Genomic DNA, 18,313 nt, shown 5'->3' with positions numbered 1-18,313 from the left:
GCAGCGACCTGCTTTGCGCCGATGAGCTGCTGAGCCTTGCTCAGCGCGTCCGGAGACACATAGAGCCAGGCCGCGCCCGCACAGGCGGCGGCAAGCAACGAAAGAACGACTTTTCCACGCATGGTCAAAGGCCCTCTCCACCCGACACGTCGTGGTCCGATGGTTCTACTCTAGCGCAAATCACGGCCCGTTGCCGCGATTTCGCCGAATAGATAGGACGCGCCTTTGTCGGAAAAGGGCCAAAACACGGCATTACGAAGATTTAATGTGCACTGCACAATGGATGTGCAACACGGGCTGAATCCCCATCCGACGGCTTGCGAGCCATCGCCTTCCGGCCTGAGACGACCAGAATGCGCGTCTCGACCTATTTGAGCATCGGCCAAAGCGTCGCCGCCAGCAGCACGCCCATGGCGATGTTGAACCATTTCAGCCGTACCGGGTCCGACAGGAAACCGCGCAGCGCGGTGCCGAACCCAGCCCACACCGAGACGCTCGGCAAATTGACGATGGTGAAGGCCACAGCGATCAACACCACCGACAGGAACGGGTGCTCGGCATTGGCATAGACGGCCATGGCGGTGATCGCCATCACCCACGCCTTGGGATTGACCCACTGGAATGCAGCCGCCTCGATGAAGCGCATCGGCCGCGCCTTCGTCTCGCCCTTGCCGGTCAGCGTGCGCGACATGGCGATCTTCCAGGCGAGGTACAGAAGATAGGCGCCGCCGGCGATCTTGAGCGCGGTATGCAGCGCCGGAAACGCCGTCAACACAGCGCCAAGGCCAAGACCGACGGCAAGCAGCAGCACGAGGAAACCCATGCTGATGCCAAGCATGTGCGGAACGGTTCTGACGATGCCGAAATTCACGCCCGATGCCAGAAGCATGAGATTGTTCGGCCCCGGCGTGATCGAAGTCACCAAGGCGTAGACAAGCAGGGCAAGGAAAGCGTCAAGCGACATGGATATCCTCCCCGACAAGTCAGGATCGTTGTCTTTTCTAGGCAACCCGCAAAGGCCCACGGACGGCCCACAGCGGGGCCAGAAGCCTCACTGTGGAAGCTGGCTGGCGCGCCCGGCGCCAGCACCGAAGGCCTACATCGCCTGCGGGCCGCGGTTCAACGCCGCCACGCCGGTGCGGCAGATTTCGACCAGGCCGAGCGGCTTCATGATGGCGATGAACTGATCGATCTTGGAGCCCTTGCCGGTGATCTCGAAGATGAAATGCTCGGTGTTGGCGTCGATGACGCTGGCGCGGAACGCATCGGCCAGCCGCAGCGCCTCGACCCGGGCCTCGCCGATGCCGGCGACCTTGACCAGCGCCAGTTCGCGCTCCAGCGGCCGCTCCTGGCCGGATTCATGCGAGCGCACGGTCAGGTCGACGACGCGGTGCACCGGCACGATGCGCTCCAGCTGGTGCTTGATCTGCTCCAGCACATGCGGCGTGCCGCGCGTCACGATGGTGATGCGCGACAGGTGTTTTTCATGCTCGGTCTCGGAGACGGTCAGGCTCTCGATGTTGTAGCCGCGCCCGGAAAATAGGCCGATGACCCGGGCAAGCACGCCCGGCTCATTGTCGACCAGCACGGAAAGCGTGTGGTTTTCCGGCTTTTCCGTTTCCTTGGCGATAAAATAGGCCGAACCGGTCGGTTGTAGCTGTGCGTTCATGACATGAATCTCGATTTCAAGCTCTTGAGCTAATTCGTTGTTTGCGCAGGGCTTTCTCGCGACAGCCCTGCCTTGGTTCTGCCGGCTACACCAGTTCCCTGCCCTTGGCGTCGATGGCATTGGCCACCGCCTCGTCGGTCGCCTCGTCGGGCAACAGCATCTCGTTATGCGCCTTGCCCGACGGGATCATCGGGAAGCAGTTGGCGAGCGTCGCCACGCGGCAATCGAACAGCACCGGCTTCCTGACCGAGATCATCTCCTTGATCGCGTCGTCCAGCTCGTCCGGCTTTTCGCAGCGAATGCCGTGGCCGCCATAGGCCTCGGCCAGCTTGACGAAGTCCGGCATTGCCTCGGTATAGGAATGCGACAGCCGGTTGCCGTGCAGCAATTGCTGCCACTGCCGCACCATGCCCATATACTGGTTGTTGAGGATGAAGATCTTGATCGGCGCGTCGTGCTGCACCGCCGCGCTCATCTCCTGCATCGTCATCTGCACCGAGGCGTCGCCCGCAATGTCGATGACCAAAGCGTCGGGATGCGCGATCTGCACGCCGAGTGCTGCCGGCAGGCCATAACCCATCGTGCCCAGCCCGCCCGACGTCATCCAGCGGTTCGGCTTCTCGAAACGATAGTGCTGCGCCGCCCACATCTGGTGCTGGCCGACCTCGGTGGTGATGTAGGTGTCCATGCCCTTGGTCAGTTCGTAGAGCCGCTCGATGGCGTATTGCGGCATGATCACGTCGTTGTTCATCTTGTAGGCGAGCGAGTCGCGCGCACGCCATTTGGCGATCTGCTCCCACCAGGGGTAGAGCGCCTTCTTGTCGGCCTTGGCGCTCGCCCGCCACAGCCGCACCATATCCTCCAGCACCCGGCCGACATCGCCGATGATCGGCACCTCGGTGTGGACGTTCTTGTTGATCGACGACGGATCGATGTCGATGTGGATCTTCTTCGAGTTCGGCGAGAAGGCGGTCAGCCGACCGGTGATGCGGTCGTCGAAGCGCGCGCCGATGCAGATCATCACGTCGCAATCATGCATGGCCATGTTGGCTTCATAGGTGCCGTGCATGCCGAGCATGCCCATCCAGTTCTTGCCTGATGCCGGATAGGCGCCGAGGCCCATCAGCGTCGAGGTGATCGGGAAACCGGTGAGATCGACCAGTTCGCGCAGCAGATGGCTCGCTTCCGGGCCGGAATTGATGACGCCGCCGCCGCTGTAGATGATCGGCTTCTTGGCGCCCGCCATCAACTCGACCGCCGCCTTGATCTTCTCCAGGTCGCCCTGGACCTTTGGCTGGTAGCTGGTGCGTGGCGCGATCTGCGGCGGGACATAGAATCCCTTGGCGAACTGCACATCCTTCGGGATGTCGACGACGACCGGACCGGGACGGCCGGTGGTCGCGACATGAAAGGCCTCGTGGATGGTGGCGGCGAGCTCGTTGACGTCCTTCACCAGCCAGTTGTGCTTGGTGCAGGGGCGCGTGATGCCGACCGTATCGCATTCCTGAAAAGCGTCCGAGCCGATCAGCGAGGTCGGCACCTGCCCGGTCAGGCAGACCAGCGGGATCGAATCCATCAACGCGTCCTGCAGCGGCGTCACCGCATTGGTGGCGCCCGGGCCGGAGGTCACCAGCATCACGCCGGCCTTACCGGTCGAACGCGCATAGCCTTCCGCCGCATGGCCGGCGCCCTGCTCATGGCGCACCAGTATGTGCTCGACCTCGTCTTGCTGAAAAATCTCGTCATAGATCGGAAGGACAGCGCCGCCGGGATAGCCGAAGACATGCTTGACGCCATTGTCCTTCAGCGCCTGCACCACCATTTCGGCGCCCGTCATCTCGCGCCGCTCGTTCTGTCCGTTGCTCATCGGTCTGGTCCCGTACTGTCGCCATTGGGCGTTTGCTGGTCGTTTAGTCGTGTTTCAAGCAATAAAAAAGGCCCCCGAGGGAGCCTGTGTCTTGCGCATGGGGGGTTTTCGCCCGGCGGTTACACCGCCTTGCCCACGCGCTTTCCTACGAGAATGAGTGCTGTTTTCATGGTGGCGGACACTAAGGGCGGGCAAGGCGACCTGTCAACGGGAAAAATCGCGCCGGCGCGCACAGCGTGCCGGCGCGATTGAGGCGATCAGCGCGGCGCCTTGCAGCGGGAAACGCGCGGATCGCAGTTGGACACCTTCCTCGCCTGCATCTTCGCTGGCGGATGGTGAGGTGCCACCCTTGCCGGGCCATGGTGCTGGGGCATGTGCATTGCCAACGCCTGCTGATGCGGCTTTTGTTGCCCGGCACCGCGTGCAGGACGCTGCCCCGAGACCGGCTTGGCCGACCCCGGTTTGGCCAACGATTTGACAACGATACGTCCATCGCCCGCGGTCCTGTCGGCATGCAGCTTGAGCGCATCGGCCTTCGCGCCGTTGCCGGCGGCCATCCGCTTGCGCACGGTGTTGCCAGGCTTCGCGACGGCTGGATTGCTCGCTGTCACAGCGCTCGGAGACGTGGCCTTGTCGCCGCTCGCAATCTTGGGGCCATGGCCCGCCACGATTTGCCCGTTCCCATTGGCCGCCTTGGTGGCAGGCAGTGCATTGCCGGCAAGCCTCTTGATCTCGGCGCCCCTGGAAGCATCGAGACGTGCACTGGCAAACACGCCTTTGGGCGGAGGAACCAGTCTTGCCGCCTTGATCGAGTCGATGACTGGCTTCGGGAGTTGCTGCAGCCGGGGTCCGGCATTGATTGCAACCACCTGGTTGCCAAGCCGCACGCGTGGCCCATTGTTGACCACGACCGTCTGGTTGATGAATGTCGTGTTGCGCACGATGACGACGTTCTCCTGAACCGGCCGCACCACCCTGACCAGATCCACTGCGCCGATCGCCGCCACCGGCACGAAACACCACCAGGCGTCGTCGAAGGCGACACCGACGTCGGGCGGCGCCGGAGCCCAGCCGACATCATTGCCGCCCTGACGCCAGACCACCCAGGCTGGCGCCCATTGATCGCCGGCGATCCACACCCAGCCGAAATCGGGATCATACGCCCAGCGGCCATAGTGATAGACGACATCGCCGAATGGCTCGGTGGACTGCCAGTACCAGCCATCGTCGGTCCAGACCCACCTGCCTTCGGTGTAGGGCCGCCATTGGGTACGCACCGAGGGAACCCAGACATCGCCGAAGCGGCTGGAGGTTCGCCATCCGCCATAGTTCGAAAGCCTTTCGCGGACGGTGACGGAAATTTCCGCCGCATGCGCCTGTGTTCCGGGCAGCACCAGCGGGCCGGTCAGCGTCGCGCTCAAGGCCATGACCGCGGCCATTGCTGCAGCACGTCCACGCCGGCCGAGAGAGTGGCGTGAAGACGCTTGGAAAAAGGATATGATAATCATAACGGGCTCCAGAGTTCCGCATCCAGAAAATCCCGGGAACCGCCCTGCTGCCCGCCACCGCTTCCCGGCTTCTCACCGATCGGTTGTCATCGGCCCCGGTGACCGCATTGCGGCATTTGACCATCAACTTTGCGCGACCGGCGCGGCATTCACAAATGGGACGGTCGTTTCCGGCGCCCGGGCGATTGCGAAACCGCCGGGTGATCCCATTTTGCGAATAAACCATTGAAACCGCTGGAAACTATGGTGGGGCGTGACGAGGGCCGCCATCTCTGACGATACTTGATCGTCCGGCGGCAAGCCCGTCGGAGCCATCACCATGACGATCTGGATTTCACGGGAGGAAACCTGATGCTCGACAAGCCCTCTAGCAAGAAACTGTCTGACGTACTCGACCAGTTCGGCGCCGCGCTTGCTGCCAATGACATCGAGAAGGCGGTCGATTGCTTTCAAGAAGATTGCTACTGGCGCGACCTCGTTACCTTCACCTGGAACATCAAGACCATGGAAGGCCGCGACCAGGTCCGCGACATGCTGAAAAGCCAGTTGTCGAACACCAGGCCATCGCACTTCGCCATCGCCAAGGGCGAGGATGCGACCGAGAGCGGCGAACTGATCGAGGGCTGGATCAGCTTCGAGACGGAGGCGGCACGCGGCTTCGGCCATGTCAGGCTGAAGAACGGCAAGATCTGGACGCTGCTGACCACCATGGCCGAACTGAAAGGCCATGAGGAGCCGGCAGGCTTCGCGCGGCCGATGGGCGCCAGGCACGGCTCGGGCAAGAACCGTCCGACATGGAAGGAAGAGCGCGAGAGGGAAGCCGCCGAGCTCGGCTTCAAGACGCAGCCCTATACGGTGATCATCGGTGGCGGCCAGGGCGGTATCGCGCTCGGCGCGCGGCTGCGGCAGCTTGGCGTGCCGACCATCATCATCGAGAAGAACGAGCGTGCCGGCGACAGCTGGCGCAAGCGCTACAAGTCGCTCTGCCTGCATGACCCGGTCTGGTACGACCATCTGCCCTATATCGATTTCCCCAAGAACTGGCCGGTCTTCTCGCCCAAGGACAAGATCGGCGACTGGCTGGAAATGTACACCAAGGTAATGGAGCTGAATTACTGGTCCTCGACCGAGGCCAAAAGCGCCTCTTATGACGACAAGACGAAGGAATGGACCGTTGTCGTCCACCGTGACGGCAAGGACATCACGCTGAAGCCGAAGCAGCTGGTGCTGGCGACCGGACAGTCCGGCAAAGCCAATCTGCCGAAATTCAAGGGCATGGAGACCTTCAGGGGCGATCAGCACCACTCGTCGAAGCATCCGGGTCCCGACGCCTATGCCGGCAAAAAGGCCGTTGTCATCGGATCCAACAATTCCGCCCATGACATCGCTGCCGCACTTTGGGAAGCCGGCGCCGACGTGACCATGGTGCAGCGCTCGAGTACCCATATCTCCAGGTCCGACACGTTGATGGAAATCGGACTGGGTTCGCTCTATTCGGAGCAGGCGCTGCAGAATGGCATCACCACCGCCAAGGCCGATCTCATCTTCGCTTCGCTGCCCTACAAGATCCTGCACGAGTTCCAGATCCCGGCCTATGCCGAGATGAAGAAACGCGATGCGGCATTCTACAAGGGACTGGAAAAGGCCGGTTTCATGCTCGACTGGGGCGACGACGAGTCCGGCCTGTTCATGAAGTACCTCAGGCGCGGCTCTGGCTATTACATCGATGTTGGCGCATCGCAGTTGGTCATCGATGGTTCGATCAAGCTGAAGAGCGGCGTCGACGTCGAAGAGATCAAGCAGCACTCGGTCCTGCTCAGCGACGGGTCGGAACTGCCTGCGGACCTCATCGTCTACGCCACCGGCTACGGCTCGATGAACGGCTGGGCCGCCGATCTGATATCGCGCGAAACCGCCGACAAGGTCGGCAAATGCTGGGGCCTCGGCTCGAACACCACCAAGGATCCCGGTCCCTGGGAAGGCGAGTTGCGCAACATGTGGAAGCCTACACAGCAGGAAGCGCTGTGGTTTCACGGCGGCAACCTGCACCAGTCACGCCACTATTCACAATTCCTGGCGCTGCAGCTGAAGGCCAGGCAGGCCGGCTTGGCGACGCCGGTCTACGGGCTGCAGCAGGTGCATCACAAGGGGTAGGCGAGCGCGATTCCGGCGAAGCCGGAAGAAAGAAGGCAGGGCTTGCACCCTGCCTCCTTTCTTTGAGGGAATTACGCCGGCTTACCCGCCGCGAACTGCGTCACCACCCGCTGCAACAGCGGCACGTAATCGCGAAACGTCCGCGTCTTCATGTTGGCAATCTTGCCGCTCTCGTCCCAGATGCGGACCCGGACCGCTTCCTCATGGAACGGGTTCTTGCGGAACTCGGCCACCTCCTCGGCATTCATCGGCCCACCCTGCAGCGACAGCGTATGCACCGAGGCCTGCGACAGCTTGCCGAAATAAGTCGGATCGGTGGCGCAGAGATAGCGCTTGGCGGCGACATGCAGCCTGACGCATTCGACGATGACAGGTGGAAAGAACGGCGCCAGCACTTCGCCGCCGGCTTCGTCATGATGCTTGTCCTCGACATCCTCGGGCGAATAGGTGCCGAACTCGCTGGTGTAATGGCCAATGTCGTGCAGCAGCGCCGCCGCCACCAGCTCGTCCGGCGCGCCGTCCTTTTCGGCGAACCAGGCGCCCTGCAGCATGTGCTCCGACATGGTGACGGGTTCGCCGAGGTAGGATTCCGCACCCCGGCGCTCGAAGATGTCGGCAATGAATTCGACGATATTGTCCGCGTTCAAATCCTGGCTGCTCATTCCGCCGCCTCCTTGAACCCGTGTTCTATCGACGCGAGCGTCGACAGCAGGCCATCCTTGTCGGCGTAACAGCCCTGCAGCCAGCGCTTGCCGGTTCCGGAAAACGCCTTGCGGGCGTGCATGACGCGCGTGTTGTCGACGATGAAAGCCTGCCCCGCTTCGAGCTTGAACGTCACTTCGAAGGATGGATCCTCGATCAGTTCGGCGAACCGGCGGTAGGCCGCGTAGTACGCCTCCATATCGGCGAAGGGCACGTCGACCGTCGGCGCCAGCGAGCGGTTGTTGAAGCGGATGCAGATCAGCTCGCCATCGGGCCCGAGCTCGATCATCGGCCGCTTCGCCTGCAGCCGCACACCGGAAGAGCCGGCATATTCGAAGCGCGCCGGGCATGAGCTCAGCAGCCGGAAGCCTTCCGGGTTCTCAGCCTGCAGCGCAGCCGCGACGGCAAATCCGTCGACGACGCTGGATTCGCCTCCCTCAACCGTATTCTCGATGCAGGACAGGATCTGCAGCGTCGGCACGGGGTCGCGATAGGGATTGTCGGTATGCGCCTGGAGCCCGAGATTGGTGTAGGCGAGATTGCTCGGATTGACCTCGGCGCGCACTTCGAACCAGCGCCCGTAATTGGTCTCCCTGATATAGCCGAACAGATCGGACACCTTGCACAGCGCTCCGGATTCGGCCGGCAGATCGTCCATCACCGCAAAGCCATAGGCTTTCACCGCCGACAGCCATTGCCCCAGCACAGCGCGATCATGGCTGGCCGCAGCATAGCCGGCGCGCGGCACCGAATTCTGCATCGAGGCCTTGGTCCATCGCACGGTGGCCTCGTCTGTCCAGCCGGGCTGGCGGGCCGCGTCACGATCATAGGCATTGGCGCTCAGCCATGCCGCCGGGAAACTCACTGTTTTCTGCTCCGGCACGAAGCTGACTTCCAGGGCACCGCCCTTGACCGATGCCGCGCCGATCCTGGTGTCGGCGGGAATGTCGAGAATGGTGATCAGCCGTTGGCCATTGCCGGCGCTGCGCGTCTTGTCGTCCAGCGCATTGTCGCGCAGCCACATGGCGTGAAAGCGGGTGCGCGACCCGTCCTTCCAGCCAAGTTCGATTGTTCTGCCTTCGTCGCCGATCAGCGCCTGGGTGAGCATGGAGATCCGTTCCTGTCCATTGCGTCCCCCGCAGCTGACCCGCAGGGTTTCGATTGCATGTTGATCGCGCGAGAGGCATAATTCAAATTATCCTTTTTTGGCCAATGACCACGATATACTAATGTCTCGAACCACACCCCTGCCGCCGCTCGACTGGCTGCGCAGTTTCGAGGCTGCGGCGCGGCTGTCGAATTTCACCGCTGCGGCAGCCGAGCTTGGCCTCACCCAGGCGGCCGTCAGCCAGCACATCCGGTTTCTCGAGGAGCGGCTGAAGACACGTTTGTTTTCGCGGCTGGCGCGCGGCGTCGCCCTGTCGCCGGAGGGGGCAGCCTACCTCCCCCACATCCAGTCGGCCTTCGCCACCATCGGCAACAGCACCGCGGAACTGTTCGAGCCGCGCGCCGTCCAGACCGTGACCATCCGGGCGCCGATTTCCTTTGCCTTGCTGATGCTGGTTCCGGCGCTGCCCGATCTCGCGAAGGCACTGCCGCGCATCCAGCTCGACCTGGTGACGATCCATCGCCCTACCGATTACGACCTGCCGGGCTCGGTGCTCGATATCCGTTTCGGCAACGGATCCTTCCCCGGCCGCGAAGCCGACAGGCTGACCGCCGAGCGGCTTGTGCCGGTGGCGGCTCCGGGTCTGGTCGGCGACGCAGACTGGACCTCCTTGCCGCTGCTTCTGGTTGCCGGCGCGCGCGAGATGTGGGCGGAATGGTTCGCTGCCGCCAGGCTGGCCGGCCATCCCAGGCGATCGCACCGCTTCGACAGCTTCGTTGCCGCCATGGAAGCGGCCAAGGCCGGCGCCGGCGTGCTTTTGGGCTCGCGGCCGCTGGTCGATGCGGCGCTCGACAGCAAGACGCTGGTCAGGCTTTCCGACTTCGAACTCTCCAGCACATCGGGCCATTTTCTGACCAAGGCGTCGACAGCGCGCCTGACCGGCGCCGAGCAGGATTTCCGCCAGTGGTTGCTGTCGCGCCTCTCCGCGCCGGCATGATTGGTTACGAGATTTGCCCGATTCGCTTCCAGTAGATCAGCGTGCCGGTCAGCCCGCCATGCGGCTTCAGGGCATAGTCCGGTATCTCACCGGCCAGCGTGAAGCCCAACCGCTCATAGAGGCCTGAGGCGCCCTCCTCGGTTGCCGTGTCCAGAATCAGCAGCGTGCGGCCCTTCTCCACCGCAAGGCTCTCGGCGGCCCGCATCAGGCGCGTTCCCACGCCCCTGCCCCGGTAGTCTGTGCGTGTCATCAGCTTGGCGATCTCGGCCCGGTGCGGCTGGTTGGGCGGACAGTCGAGCAGCAAGGTCACGGTGCCGACCAGGTTTTTGCCGTCCCAGGCGCCAAGCATCGCTCTTTCGCCCCTTGCCGCCGCGGCCAGCGATTTCTCCCAGAAACCCCTCGCCGCCTGCGGCGCCAACGGATGCATGAAGCTGACCGAACCGCCTGCCGCCACCGTTGCGACCAGCAATTCAGCCAGCCCGTCCTGCGTCTCGGCAGCCGGGGTCAGGGTTGCGATCTCGATCGAGTTCATGTGCGGGATATCCTGTGATTGCGATAGAAGCGGGCGCATTGCCGTCACTCCAGATGGCGCGCGCGGCGACGCTTTCGCGCCGCCTTGATGGCGCTGATGCGGTCGGCATCTTCGTGCCCGAGGTGCCGCCCGCGCTCGAGAATCTCGAGCGTGTACTCCTCGTAGGTCAGGCCAAGCCGCTCGGCTCTGTCCATGCGCAACAGCATGACCTCGTGGCTCGGCGCCTTCCACGCCTTGGCGTGCGCTGCCTGCCAGGCCAGGAAGATATAGGGATCGCCCGTGCCCCATGGCGGGCCCTTGTACTCATCGAGAGGCGGCCCCCCATTGTGGGAGCGCTTTGGTCTCTTTGCCATTGTGTCAGCCTCTGACCAGGGCGACCAGATAGTCGGCGCCGGGCTCCAGGGCATGGAAGGTGCAGTCCGACGGCGCCCCAAGCGCCAGGCAGTCGCCGGGCTCGAGCTTGTGCGCCATATCGCCTTCGATGAATTCGAGCCGCCCGGAAATCAGCCATATCTGCTGCTTGATGAAGGCGTATGAAGCAGCCGGAAAACTGACCCTGGCGCCCGCCGGCAGATGCACCTTGATCAGTTCCAGCGGCATATCGCCAGCCGGCGAAAGATGCCGCCTGACATAGCCGGTATCGGGATCGCGCCATACCGGCTGGTCGGCCTCGCGCAGCAGCCCGCCGCCCTGCAGCTCGGCGCGCGCGATCAAGGTCGACAGCGTCATGCCGAAGGCCGACGCGATGCGCACCAGAAGCGCCGCCGTCGGGCTGGTCTTGCCTCGCTCGATCGTGCTGAGCATCGCCTTCGAGACGCCGGAATGCTCCGCGAGATCTGCCAGGGACCAGTCACGCATGACCCTTTCGGCGTGTATCCTGCGGCCTATCGTCGAGGAAATTTCGTTCGCTATATAATCCATATGTCTATTATAGCGAAATATTGACGCCGGAGAAGAGCCGCCTTGCGACAATTTTCACAGGCCCCTTAATGCTCTCTACACCATCCGACCTCATCGGGCCTTAACCCCATTCGGGTAGGATCGATTCTCCAGGGAAATGGGGATTGGCCTGTCCATGTATGTCGAACGCGAAGCCTCCGTGGGGGAACCGACCTCGCAGGAGCGCCGCCAGACCGAGCAGAACGACAAGCGCATCCTCGGCAATGTCGTGCAATGCGACGGCGCTCGCGCCACCATCAGCGCCTATGCGGACGATGCCGACGGCGCGGTGACCGGCCTGTGGACGGTCGGCAAGATGATTTCCATCAATCTCGGATCGACGCGAACCGTCGGCCTTGTCTACGCGATCGGCAAGTCGGACCGCGCCTGGAGCAATGAGGGCCAGAACGCCATCGAGGTCAGCATCGAGCTGATCGGCGAAGTCCGTGACGGTGCGGAGCCCGGCGCCAGACCGGTCTTCGACCGCGGCATCACCACCTATCCGCATATCGGCGCCGTTGCGCATCGCATCCGCACCCGCGACCTGCAGGCGGTCTATGACCTTGCCGGGCGTCATTCGATCACGATCGGCACGCTCGCGCAGGACGAGACGATCGCCGCCAACATCGCTATCGACGATACGCTGGCGCGTCACTTCGCCATTGTCGGCACGACCGGCGTCGGCAAATCCACCGCCGTTTCGCTGCTGCTGCGCAAGTCGATCGCGGCACGGCCGGATCTGCGCATCCTGATCCTCGACCCGCACAACGAGTTCGCGGCATCGCTGCCCGAATACTGCGTCAGGGTCGATTCCAAAACTTTGGATCTTCCGTTCTGGATGTTCACGCTGGAGGAATTCGCCGAGGTGCTGTTCCGGGGCCGCGAGACCGAGCCGGAAGAAATCGATGCCTTGCGCGACCTGATCCCGGCCGCCAAGAATCTCTACCGCAACCCGAATTCGGGCTCCTATATCAGGCGCGGCAGCGATGCGCTGACCGCCGATACGCCAGTGCCTTACCGCATCGCCGACCTGCTCAAGCAGATCGATGAGCGCATGGGCATGCTCGAAAGCAAGACCGATCGCCCGACGCTCAAATCGCTGAAGACGCGCATCGAATCGGCGGCGGCCGATCCACGTTATCGCTTCATGTTCAACTCGCGCCTGATCGAGGACACCATCCACGAGACGATCGGCAACATCTTCCGCGTGCCGCATCATGGCCGTCCCGTGACCTGCTTCGAGATGGCCGGCATGCCGTCCGAAGTGGTCAATTCCGTCTGTTCGGTGCTGGCGCGCCTGGCCTTCGATCTCGCTCTGTGGAGCGAAGGCAAGCTGCAGCTTCTGTTTTTGTGCGAAGAGGCGCACCGCTATATGCCGGCCGACCCGCGTCTCGGATTCGCGCCGACTAGGCATGCGCTGTCGCGCATTGCCAAGGAAGGCCGCAAATATGGCTGCTATCTCGGCGTCGTCACCCAGCGCCCCGGCGAGCTCGACCCGACCATCCTGTCGCAATGCTCGACCTTCTTCGCCATGCGGCTTGCCAATGAGCAGGACCAGGCGATCATCCGCTCGGCGATTGCCGACTCTTCTGCCTCGACGCTTGCCTTTCTGTCCTCGATGGGCCAGCGCGAAGCCATCGCCTTCGGCGAAGGCGTGGCGACGACCATGCGGCTGAAGTTCGAAAAACTGCCGAGCCACCTGCTTCCCGGCACCGCCAAACGCGAAGAGGCCACGTCGAAGCCGGGCGACGATGTCGATCTGGTGGCGATCGTGGAACGATTGCGCAACGTGCCGAAATCGACGCAGCAGGCGATGGCCTTCGCCGAGGTCGTGGATTCAGGCCGCCAGGCCGGCGACCCCGACTACCGCAAGCCACCCGCCGCACGCCCGCCATCGGACGACGATTTCGACATGCGCTACGGCCTCAAGCCCGCAACCTTCGGCCTGCGCCCGCAAAACGATTGAGCTTGCGACCCGGCTGTTCTGCCGGCCGATTGAGAAGCCGCGCTAAGCTCGCGCCCTGCCTGGATCGCTTGGGTAAATCCCGTCAGGGAATTCGTCAGGCCGAGTCGGGTGGTGCTGTTTTCGAGAACCGAAGCGGAGCGGACATTTGAGTCCGTGAGCATCGGAAGCACAGAAAACGGCGCCAGACGGCCAGCCTCACGAATTCAGGGACGGGATTTTAGGCGCAGACGCGGTTACGGCCTTGCCTCTTCGCCTCGTAAAGCTGGCGGTCGGCGCGGCGATAGAACTCTTCCGCTGTTTCCTTGCGGTCCCAGACGGCTAGCCCGACGCTGGTGGTGATCTTGAGGCGGACATTGCCCGACAGCACCGACATGTTGGCGATCGCCTTGCGGATGCGCTCGGCAAACTTGCCCAGAAGCTCGGCGTCCATGTTGGGCGTGACCACGGCGAACTCCTCGCCGCCCAATCGCGCCACCACATCGTGGTAGCGCGTCATATCCTTGAGACAGCTTGCGACGGCCTTGAGCACTTCGTCGCCGACGTCATGGCCGTGGGTGTCGTTGACCTGCTTGAAATGGTCGAGATCGAGGATCATCAGCCCGACGGGCTTTTCGATGCGCCGGAACTCCTCGAGATACTCCTTCAGCGCATCATCGAAATAGCGCCGGTTCTGCATGCCGGTCAGGCCGTCGGTCAGCGCCGCATGCTCGAGTGTTTCCGACCGCGCGCTGAGCGAGACCGTCATGGCGCGCAGCTTGCCCTCCTCCGTCGCCTGTTTTCGAATCAGCGGATAGATGAAGAAAATGCCGAAGAACAGCGCCGTGGCCAGGAGCACGCCGGTCGCGAACAAGAGCTTGTTGAGATAGATGACCTTGTCCAGACCCGAAGCCGTATGCAACTCGTCGGCGAAGGACTGCAGAAGTCCATAAGCATGCAGCGTCACCAGGCCGGCGGCCAGGATCACGAATATAAAGACGAAAAATGCTGATTCCGCCTTGTGAAAACGCATCTGCTCCCCGTTGGAAAAGTGCCCATCGACCTTATGGCATGGGCGGGCTTACGGAGGGTTAATTTGGACAACCACAACGGGAACCTTTCCTTGCAGGTAAACTTTTCAGGTTGCATCGGAAGCAAGCGCTGAGATCGTGGTTTCCAGATCATCACCGGGGTGCAACCTCAGCCATTCCGGCCCCAATTGATGCCTGAACCAGGTGGTTTGCCGCTTGGAATATTGCCTGGTCGCGATCTTGGCGCGTTCGATTGCCTCGGGAAAGCCAATCCCTCCGGCCATCGCCGCCTGCAGTTCGCGAACGCCGATCGCTTTCATCGCCGGCAATTCGGGATCGAGGCCAAGTGCCGCAAGCCGCTTGACCTCGTCCAGCGCGCCCTTGTCCAGCATTTGGTCGAAGCGTTTGTCGATGCGTCCGACCAACGCCGCCCGATCCGGCTCGATCACCAGGAAATGCGCGCTTTGCCTGTCGATGAGCGGCTGGCCGCGCTCTGCCTGCCATTCCAGGATCGAACGGCCAGACGCATCGAGAACCTCCAATGCCCGCACGATGCGCTGGCTGTCGGTTGGCTTGAGCATCATGGCGGCCGCCGAATCCTCGCGCAGCAGCAGGCTGTGCAGCTTGACGGCGCCCTGCTCCTTCAATTCGTAGCGCCAACGGTCGCGGACCCGTTGCGGAATGTCGGGCATTTCCGAAATGCCCTCGGCCAATGCGCGAAAATAGAGCCCGGTGCCGCCGACAAAAATCGCTGTCCGTTCGGAGAATGTGCCGTCGTCGATCAGTTTCATCACGTCGCGCAGCCAGGCGCCGGTGGAATAGGGCGTCGCCGGATGGACATGGCCGTAGAGGAAATGCGGTGCGCGGGCGAGGTCGGTCGCCTCCGGCCGGGCGGTCAGCACGTCGAGCACCGAATAGCCCTGCATGGAATCGGTGTTGACGATCACGCCACCCCTGCGCTCGGCCAGATCGAGCGCAAGCGCCGACTTGCCGCTGGCGGTCGGCCCGGCTATCAGGATCGCGTTCTTCACGCGGCCCTTGCCCGCCTGCCCGCCGGAATGTTCCATGCCGCTCATCGCCACGCTTGTTTCCCGTCCCACTGAGCGCGCTTTGTCGCTGTCGCTTGCGAATATGGCCTCACGGTCGGTCGGCGCAAGCGCTGTTGTCTGGCTGGCTGAAGGTATCGCCTGCGATCTCGTCCTGCCTGAGGCAGCCGACGCCGCCGCTGCGAGTGCCGTCTTGCGCACGGCACTCGCCAGCGAGGCGGTCGACGTGATCGTCCAAGAAGCAGAAACCCGCCGCAAGAAAATCCTGATCGCCGACATGGATTCGACCATGATCGACCAGGAATGCATCGACGAGCTGGCCGACGAGATCGGCGTAAAGGATCATGTTGCCACGATTACCGCGCGATCCATGAATGGCGAGATCGCCTTCGAACCGGCTTTGCGCGAGCGGGTGGCGTTGCTGAAGGGCCTCGACGCCACCGTGGTCGATCGCATCGTCGCCAATCGCCTGACGCTGGCCTCGGGCGGCCGTGTTCTGGTCCGGACCATGCGCGCCAACGGTGCCTGGACGGCACTCGTGTCTGGCGGGTTCGAGGTCTTCACGACGCGCATCGCCGCAATGCTCGGCTTCCAGGAGAACCGCGCCAATCGCCTGCTCGAACAGGACGGCCGCTTCACCGGCCTGGTCGGCGAACCGATCCTCGGCCGCGCCGCCAAGGCCGACGCGCTGATCGAAATTTCAGCGCGCCTCGGCCTGACGCCCGCCGACGCCATTGCCGTCGGTGACGGCGCCAATGATCTCGACATGATCCGCCTTGCCGGTACCGGTGTCGCGCTTCACGCCAAGCCGACGGTGGCGGCACAGGCCAAGGTCCGCATCGATCATGGCGACCTGACCGCGCTGCTCTATATGCAGGGCTACAGGCAGGAGGACTTTGTGCAATGAAACCAATGCGTACCGAGCGCCTGATTCTGCGCAACTGGGAGGATCGCGACCGCGACCTGTTCCACCGCATCAACTCCGACGACCGGGTGATGGAGTTCTTTCCATTCCGCCGTGACCGCGCCCAGGCGGATGCCAAGATGGACGAGCTCCGGGCCTGGACCACGAACGACGGATACGGTTTTGCTGCCGCCGAGATCACCGCCACCGGTGAATGCATCGGCTTCATCGGTCTCCTCGACACCGATCATGTGCCATCCCTGCCAGCCGGCACCATCGAGATCGGCTGGCGGCTGGCACCTGAGTTCTGGGGCAAAGGCTATGTCACGGAGGCAGCCGAAGCGTGGCTGGCCTACGGCTTCGAGACGCTTGGCTTCGATGAAATCGTGTCATTCGCCGTCGCGGCCAACCGCCGCTCCACCGCCGTCATGCAACGCCTCGGCATGAGCGCGGATCCGTCCGGCGATTTCGACCACCCCAGCATTCCCGACAGCCATCCGCATCTCAAACGGCATGTCCTCTACAGACTGTCGCGCCAAGACTGGCAGGCAAGAAAAAGGGCAGCTCGCTAGCCGCCCTTTTTTCAGTGTTGTCGTGTTGTCGATCTTCCGGATCTCAGTCCATCCGGATCGTCACGAACCTGAGCTCGCCGGTCTTCGAGGCCAGCATCAAGAGCGCATTCTTGCGCCCCTGTTCCTTCAAGGCGCCGATCCGGTCCATGACGTCCTTGGGGGTAGCAACCGATTCCTGTGCGATCTCGGTGATCACCTCGCCGGGCTGGATGCCGCGTTCGGCGGCGGCCGAGTCCTTGGTGACGTCGGTGATGACGACGCCCGAAACATCGGCCGCAATGCTGAACTTCTTGCGTGTCTCGTCGTTCAGTTCGCCGACCGTCATGCCGAGCACCGAAGCAGTGGAAACGGCCGGAGCCTTGTCGCCCTTGTCCTGATCGGTGTTGCCCTCCTCGGCGTTGGCGGCCTTCTCGCCATCCTCGAGCCGGCCGAGGGTCACTTTCACCGTCTGTTCAACGCCCTTGCGCACGATCAGCACGTCGACCGCCTTGCCGACAGGGCTTTCGGCGACGACACGTGGCAGGTCGCGCATCTCATGAATATCCTTGCCGTCGAACTTGATGATGACGTCGCCGGCCTGGATCGTGCCATTGTCGACCGGGCCGCCCTTGATCACGCCGGCAACCAGCGCACCCTTTGCGGTCGCCATGCCGAGGCTTTCGGCGATGTCGTCGGTCACCGGCTGGATGCGCACGCCGAGCCAGCCGCGCCGCGTCTCGCCGAACTGGCGCAACTGGTCGACGACACCGGACGCGAGCTGCGACGGGATGGAGAAGCCGATGCCGATCGAGCCGCCGGATGGCGAGATGATCGCCGTGTTGATGCCGATGACTTCGCCCGCGCTGTTGAACAGCGGTCCGCCGGAATTGCCGCGGTTGATCGCGGCATCGGTCTGAATGAAGTCGTCATAGGGGCCGGAATTGATGTCGCGGTTGCGGGCCGAGACGATGCCGACCGTCACCGTGCCGCCGAGGCCGAACGGATTGCCGATCGCCATCACCCAGTCGCCGACGCGCATCTTGGTGGAATCGCCGAACTTTACCGCCGTCAGCTTGTGGCCTTTCGGATCGACCTTGAGCACGGCGACATCGGTCTTGGTGTCGGTGCCGACCAGCGTCGCCTTCAAGGTGACGCCATCGGAGAAATTGACCTCGATGTCGTCGGCATCGGCAATGACATGGTTGTTGGTGACGACGATGCCTTGCTCGGCATCGATGACGAAGCCGGAGCCCAGCGACTGCACCTTCTGCGAGCCGTTGTCCTTGTCACCGCCGCGGTTCTTGAAGAAATCGTCGAAGAAATCCTGGAAGGGCGAGCCCTCGGGCAATTGCGGCATCGGCAC

Annotated in this window: 17 protein-coding genes; 5 read left to right on the top strand and 12 right to left on the bottom strand. The window is 63.0% G+C overall.

All coding sequences use genetic code 11. The features are described from left to right. Nucleotides 1-367: 367 nt before the first annotated feature. The 4 genes from EN955_RS27520 to EN955_RS27505 form a co-directional block, all read right to left on the bottom strand. Nucleotides 368-964: a LysE family translocator gene (locus tag EN955_RS27520; protein WP_024501399.1), complete on the bottom strand. Its 597-nt coding sequence runs from the start codon at nt 962-964 to the stop codon at nt 368-370. 132 nt (nt 965-1,096) lie between these two features. Next, nucleotides 1,097-1,669, bottom strand: a complete 573-nt coding sequence (ilvN, locus tag EN955_RS27515; RefSeq protein WP_013531048.1) for an acetolactate synthase small subunit — start codon at nt 1,667-1,669, stop codon at nt 1,097-1,099. 85 nt (nt 1,670-1,754) lie between these two features. Beyond that, nucleotides 1,755-3,536, bottom strand: a complete 1,782-nt coding sequence (locus tag EN955_RS27510; protein ID WP_081714172.1) for an acetolactate synthase 3 large subunit — start codon at nt 3,534-3,536, stop codon at nt 1,755-1,757. A 257-nt stretch (nt 3,537-3,793) separates the two neighbouring features. Further along, nucleotides 3,794-4,975, bottom strand: coding sequence for a DUF6600 domain-containing protein (locus tag EN955_RS27505; protein WP_024501401.1), 1,182 nt, complete (start codon nt 4,973-4,975; stop codon nt 3,794-3,796). Between the two features lie 420 nt (nt 4,976-5,395). Here EN955_RS27505 and EN955_RS27500 point away from each other — a divergent pair, with 420 nt between their 5' ends. Continuing rightward, nucleotides 5,396-7,198, top strand: coding sequence for an NAD(P)/FAD-dependent oxidoreductase (locus EN955_RS27500; RefSeq protein ID WP_024501403.1), 1,803 nt, complete (start codon nt 5,396-5,398; stop codon nt 7,196-7,198). Between the two features lie 71 nt (nt 7,199-7,269). Here the strand turns inward: EN955_RS27500 and EN955_RS27495 are convergent, their stop codons facing one another. Both EN955_RS27495 and EN955_RS27490 read right to left on the bottom strand, forming a co-directional pair. Next, a complete protein-coding gene (locus tag EN955_RS27495; protein ID WP_013531044.1) occupies nt 7,270-7,860 on the bottom strand; it encodes an HD domain-containing protein in 591 nt (196 codons plus the stop codon). After that, complete coding sequence (locus EN955_RS27490; protein ID WP_024501404.1) at nt 7,857-9,008, bottom strand: gamma-butyrobetaine dioxygenase; 1,152 nt, start codon at nt 9,006-9,008, stop codon at nt 7,857-7,859. Before EN955_RS27490 ends, EN955_RS27495 begins: the two co-directional genes overlap by 4 nt. Before the next feature lie 121 nt (nt 9,009-9,129). Here EN955_RS27490 and EN955_RS27485 point away from each other — a divergent pair, with 121 nt between their 5' ends. Then, the gene (locus EN955_RS27485) at nt 9,130-10,005 is read left to right on the top strand and encodes a LysR family transcriptional regulator (protein WP_024501405.1); all 876 of its coding nucleotides are present in this window, start codon (nt 9,130-9,132) and stop codon (nt 10,003-10,005) included. Nucleotides 10,006-10,009: 4 nt separating this feature from the next. Here the strand turns inward: EN955_RS27485 and EN955_RS27480 are convergent, their stop codons facing one another. The 3 genes from EN955_RS27480 to EN955_RS27470 are packed head-to-tail and all read right to left on the bottom strand — an operon-like array spanning nt 10,010 to nt 11,458. Then, entirely contained in the window at nt 10,010-10,537 is a 528-nt protein-coding gene (locus tag EN955_RS27480; protein ID WP_024501406.1) for a GNAT family N-acetyltransferase, read from the bottom strand. 44 nt (nt 10,538-10,581) lie between these two features. Then, nucleotides 10,582-10,890 carry a hypothetical protein gene (locus EN955_RS27475; protein WP_013531040.1) on the bottom strand — a complete coding sequence of 103 codons (309 nt, stop codon included), beginning with the start codon at nt 10,888-10,890 and terminating at the stop codon, nt 10,582-10,584. A 4-nt stretch (nt 10,891-10,894) separates the two neighbouring features. Further along, nucleotides 10,895-11,458, bottom strand: a complete 564-nt coding sequence (locus tag EN955_RS27470; protein ID WP_024501407.1) for an XRE family transcriptional regulator — start codon at nt 11,456-11,458, stop codon at nt 10,895-10,897. Nucleotides 11,459-11,612: 154 nt separating this feature from the next. On the opposite strand from EN955_RS27470, the gene EN955_RS27465 reads away from it, so the two are divergent. Continuing rightward, nucleotides 11,613-13,442, top strand: a complete 1,830-nt coding sequence (locus EN955_RS27465; RefSeq protein WP_024501408.1) for an ATP-binding protein — start codon at nt 11,613-11,615, stop codon at nt 13,440-13,442. A 217-nt stretch (nt 13,443-13,659) separates the two neighbouring features. On the opposite strand, the gene EN955_RS27455 is transcribed toward EN955_RS27465, so the two are convergent. Next, nucleotides 13,660-14,451 carry a GGDEF domain-containing protein gene (locus tag EN955_RS27455; protein WP_013531037.1) on the bottom strand — a complete coding sequence of 264 codons (792 nt, stop codon included), beginning with the start codon at nt 14,449-14,451 and terminating at the stop codon, nt 13,660-13,662. A gap of 105 nt (nt 14,452-14,556) precedes the next feature. Then, nucleotides 14,557-15,525, bottom strand: a complete 969-nt coding sequence (miaA, locus tag EN955_RS27450; protein WP_024501409.1) for a tRNA (adenosine(37)-N6)-dimethylallyltransferase MiaA — start codon at nt 15,523-15,525, stop codon at nt 14,557-14,559. Between miaA and serB the strand changes: the two genes are divergently transcribed. Further along, nucleotides 15,515-16,402, top strand: a complete 888-nt coding sequence (serB, locus tag EN955_RS27445) for a phosphoserine phosphatase SerB (RefSeq protein ID WP_024501411.1) — start codon at nt 15,515-15,517, stop codon at nt 16,400-16,402. The two genes, miaA and serB, sit on opposite strands and share 11 nt — an antisense overlap. Next, entirely contained in the window at nt 16,399-16,971 is a 573-nt protein-coding gene (locus tag EN955_RS27440; protein WP_024501412.1) for a GNAT family N-acetyltransferase, read from the top strand. The genes serB and EN955_RS27440 overlap by 4 nt, the downstream gene beginning before the upstream one ends. A 43-nt stretch (nt 16,972-17,014) precedes the next feature. On the opposite strand, the gene EN955_RS27435 is transcribed toward EN955_RS27440, so the two are convergent. Further along, nucleotides 17,015-18,313, bottom strand: a 1,299-nt coding sequence (locus EN955_RS27435; RefSeq protein ID WP_164769914.1) for a DegQ family serine endoprotease, incomplete at its 5' end; no start/stop codon positions are given.

This window comes from Mesorhizobium sp. M7A.F.Ca.CA.001.04.2.1, from assembly GCF_003998485.1.
In the GTDB taxonomy this organism is placed as follows: Bacteria; Pseudomonadota; Alphaproteobacteria; order Rhizobiales; family Rhizobiaceae; genus Mesorhizobium; species Mesorhizobium ciceri.
This window is presented reverse-complemented; position numbering and strand designations above follow the sequence as displayed.

What these genes read in the sequence shown, in the direction of transcription:
- EN955_RS27520 (WP_024501399.1), bottom strand. Translation starts at nt 964, where the DNA reads ATGTCGCTTGACGCTTTCCTTGCCCTGCTTGTCTACGCCTTGGTGACT.
- ilvN (WP_013531048.1), bottom strand. Translation starts at nt 1,669, where the DNA reads ATGAACGCACAGCTACAACCGACCGGTTCGGCCTATTTTATCGCCAAG.
- EN955_RS27510 (WP_081714172.1), bottom strand. Translation starts at nt 3,536, where the DNA reads ATGAGCAACGGACAGAACGAGCGGCGCGAGATGACGGGCGCCGAAATG.
- EN955_RS27505 (WP_024501401.1), bottom strand. Translation starts at nt 4,975, where the DNA reads ATGGCCGCGGTCATGGCCTTGAGCGCGACGCTGACCGGCCCGCTGGTG.
- EN955_RS27500 (WP_024501403.1), top strand. Translation starts at nt 5,396, where the DNA reads ATGCTCGACAAGCCCTCTAGCAAGAAACTGTCTGACGTACTCGACCAG.
- EN955_RS27495 (WP_013531044.1), bottom strand. Translation starts at nt 7,860, where the DNA reads ATGAGCAGCCAGGATTTGAACGCGGACAATATCGTCGAATTCATTGCC.
- EN955_RS27490 (WP_024501404.1), bottom strand. Translation starts at nt 9,008, where the DNA reads ATGCTCACCCAGGCGCTGATCGGCGACGAAGGCAGAACAATCGAACTT.
- EN955_RS27485 (WP_024501405.1), top strand. Translation starts at nt 9,130, where the DNA reads ATGTCTCGAACCACACCCCTGCCGCCGCTCGACTGGCTGCGCAGTTTC.
- EN955_RS27480 (WP_024501406.1), bottom strand. Translation starts at nt 10,537, where the DNA reads ATGAACTCGATCGAGATCGCAACCCTGACCCCGGCTGCCGAGACGCAG.
- EN955_RS27475 (WP_013531040.1), bottom strand. Translation starts at nt 10,890, where the DNA reads ATGGCAAAGAGACCAAAGCGCTCCCACAATGGGGGGCCGCCTCTCGAT.
- EN955_RS27470 (WP_024501407.1), bottom strand. Translation starts at nt 11,458, where the DNA reads ATGGATTATATAGCGAACGAAATTTCCTCGACGATAGGCCGCAGGATA.
- EN955_RS27465 (WP_024501408.1), top strand. Translation starts at nt 11,613, where the DNA reads ATGTATGTCGAACGCGAAGCCTCCGTGGGGGAACCGACCTCGCAGGAG.
- EN955_RS27455 (WP_013531037.1), bottom strand. Translation starts at nt 14,451, where the DNA reads ATGCGTTTTCACAAGGCGGAATCAGCATTTTTCGTCTTTATATTCGTG.
- serB (WP_024501411.1), top strand. Translation starts at nt 15,515, where the DNA reads ATGCCGCTCATCGCCACGCTTGTTTCCCGTCCCACTGAGCGCGCTTTG.
- miaA (WP_024501409.1), bottom strand. Translation starts at nt 15,525, where the DNA reads ATGAGCGGCATGGAACATTCCGGCGGGCAGGCGGGCAAGGGCCGCGTG.
- EN955_RS27440 (WP_024501412.1), top strand. Translation starts at nt 16,399, where the DNA reads ATGAAACCAATGCGTACCGAGCGCCTGATTCTGCGCAACTGGGAGGAT.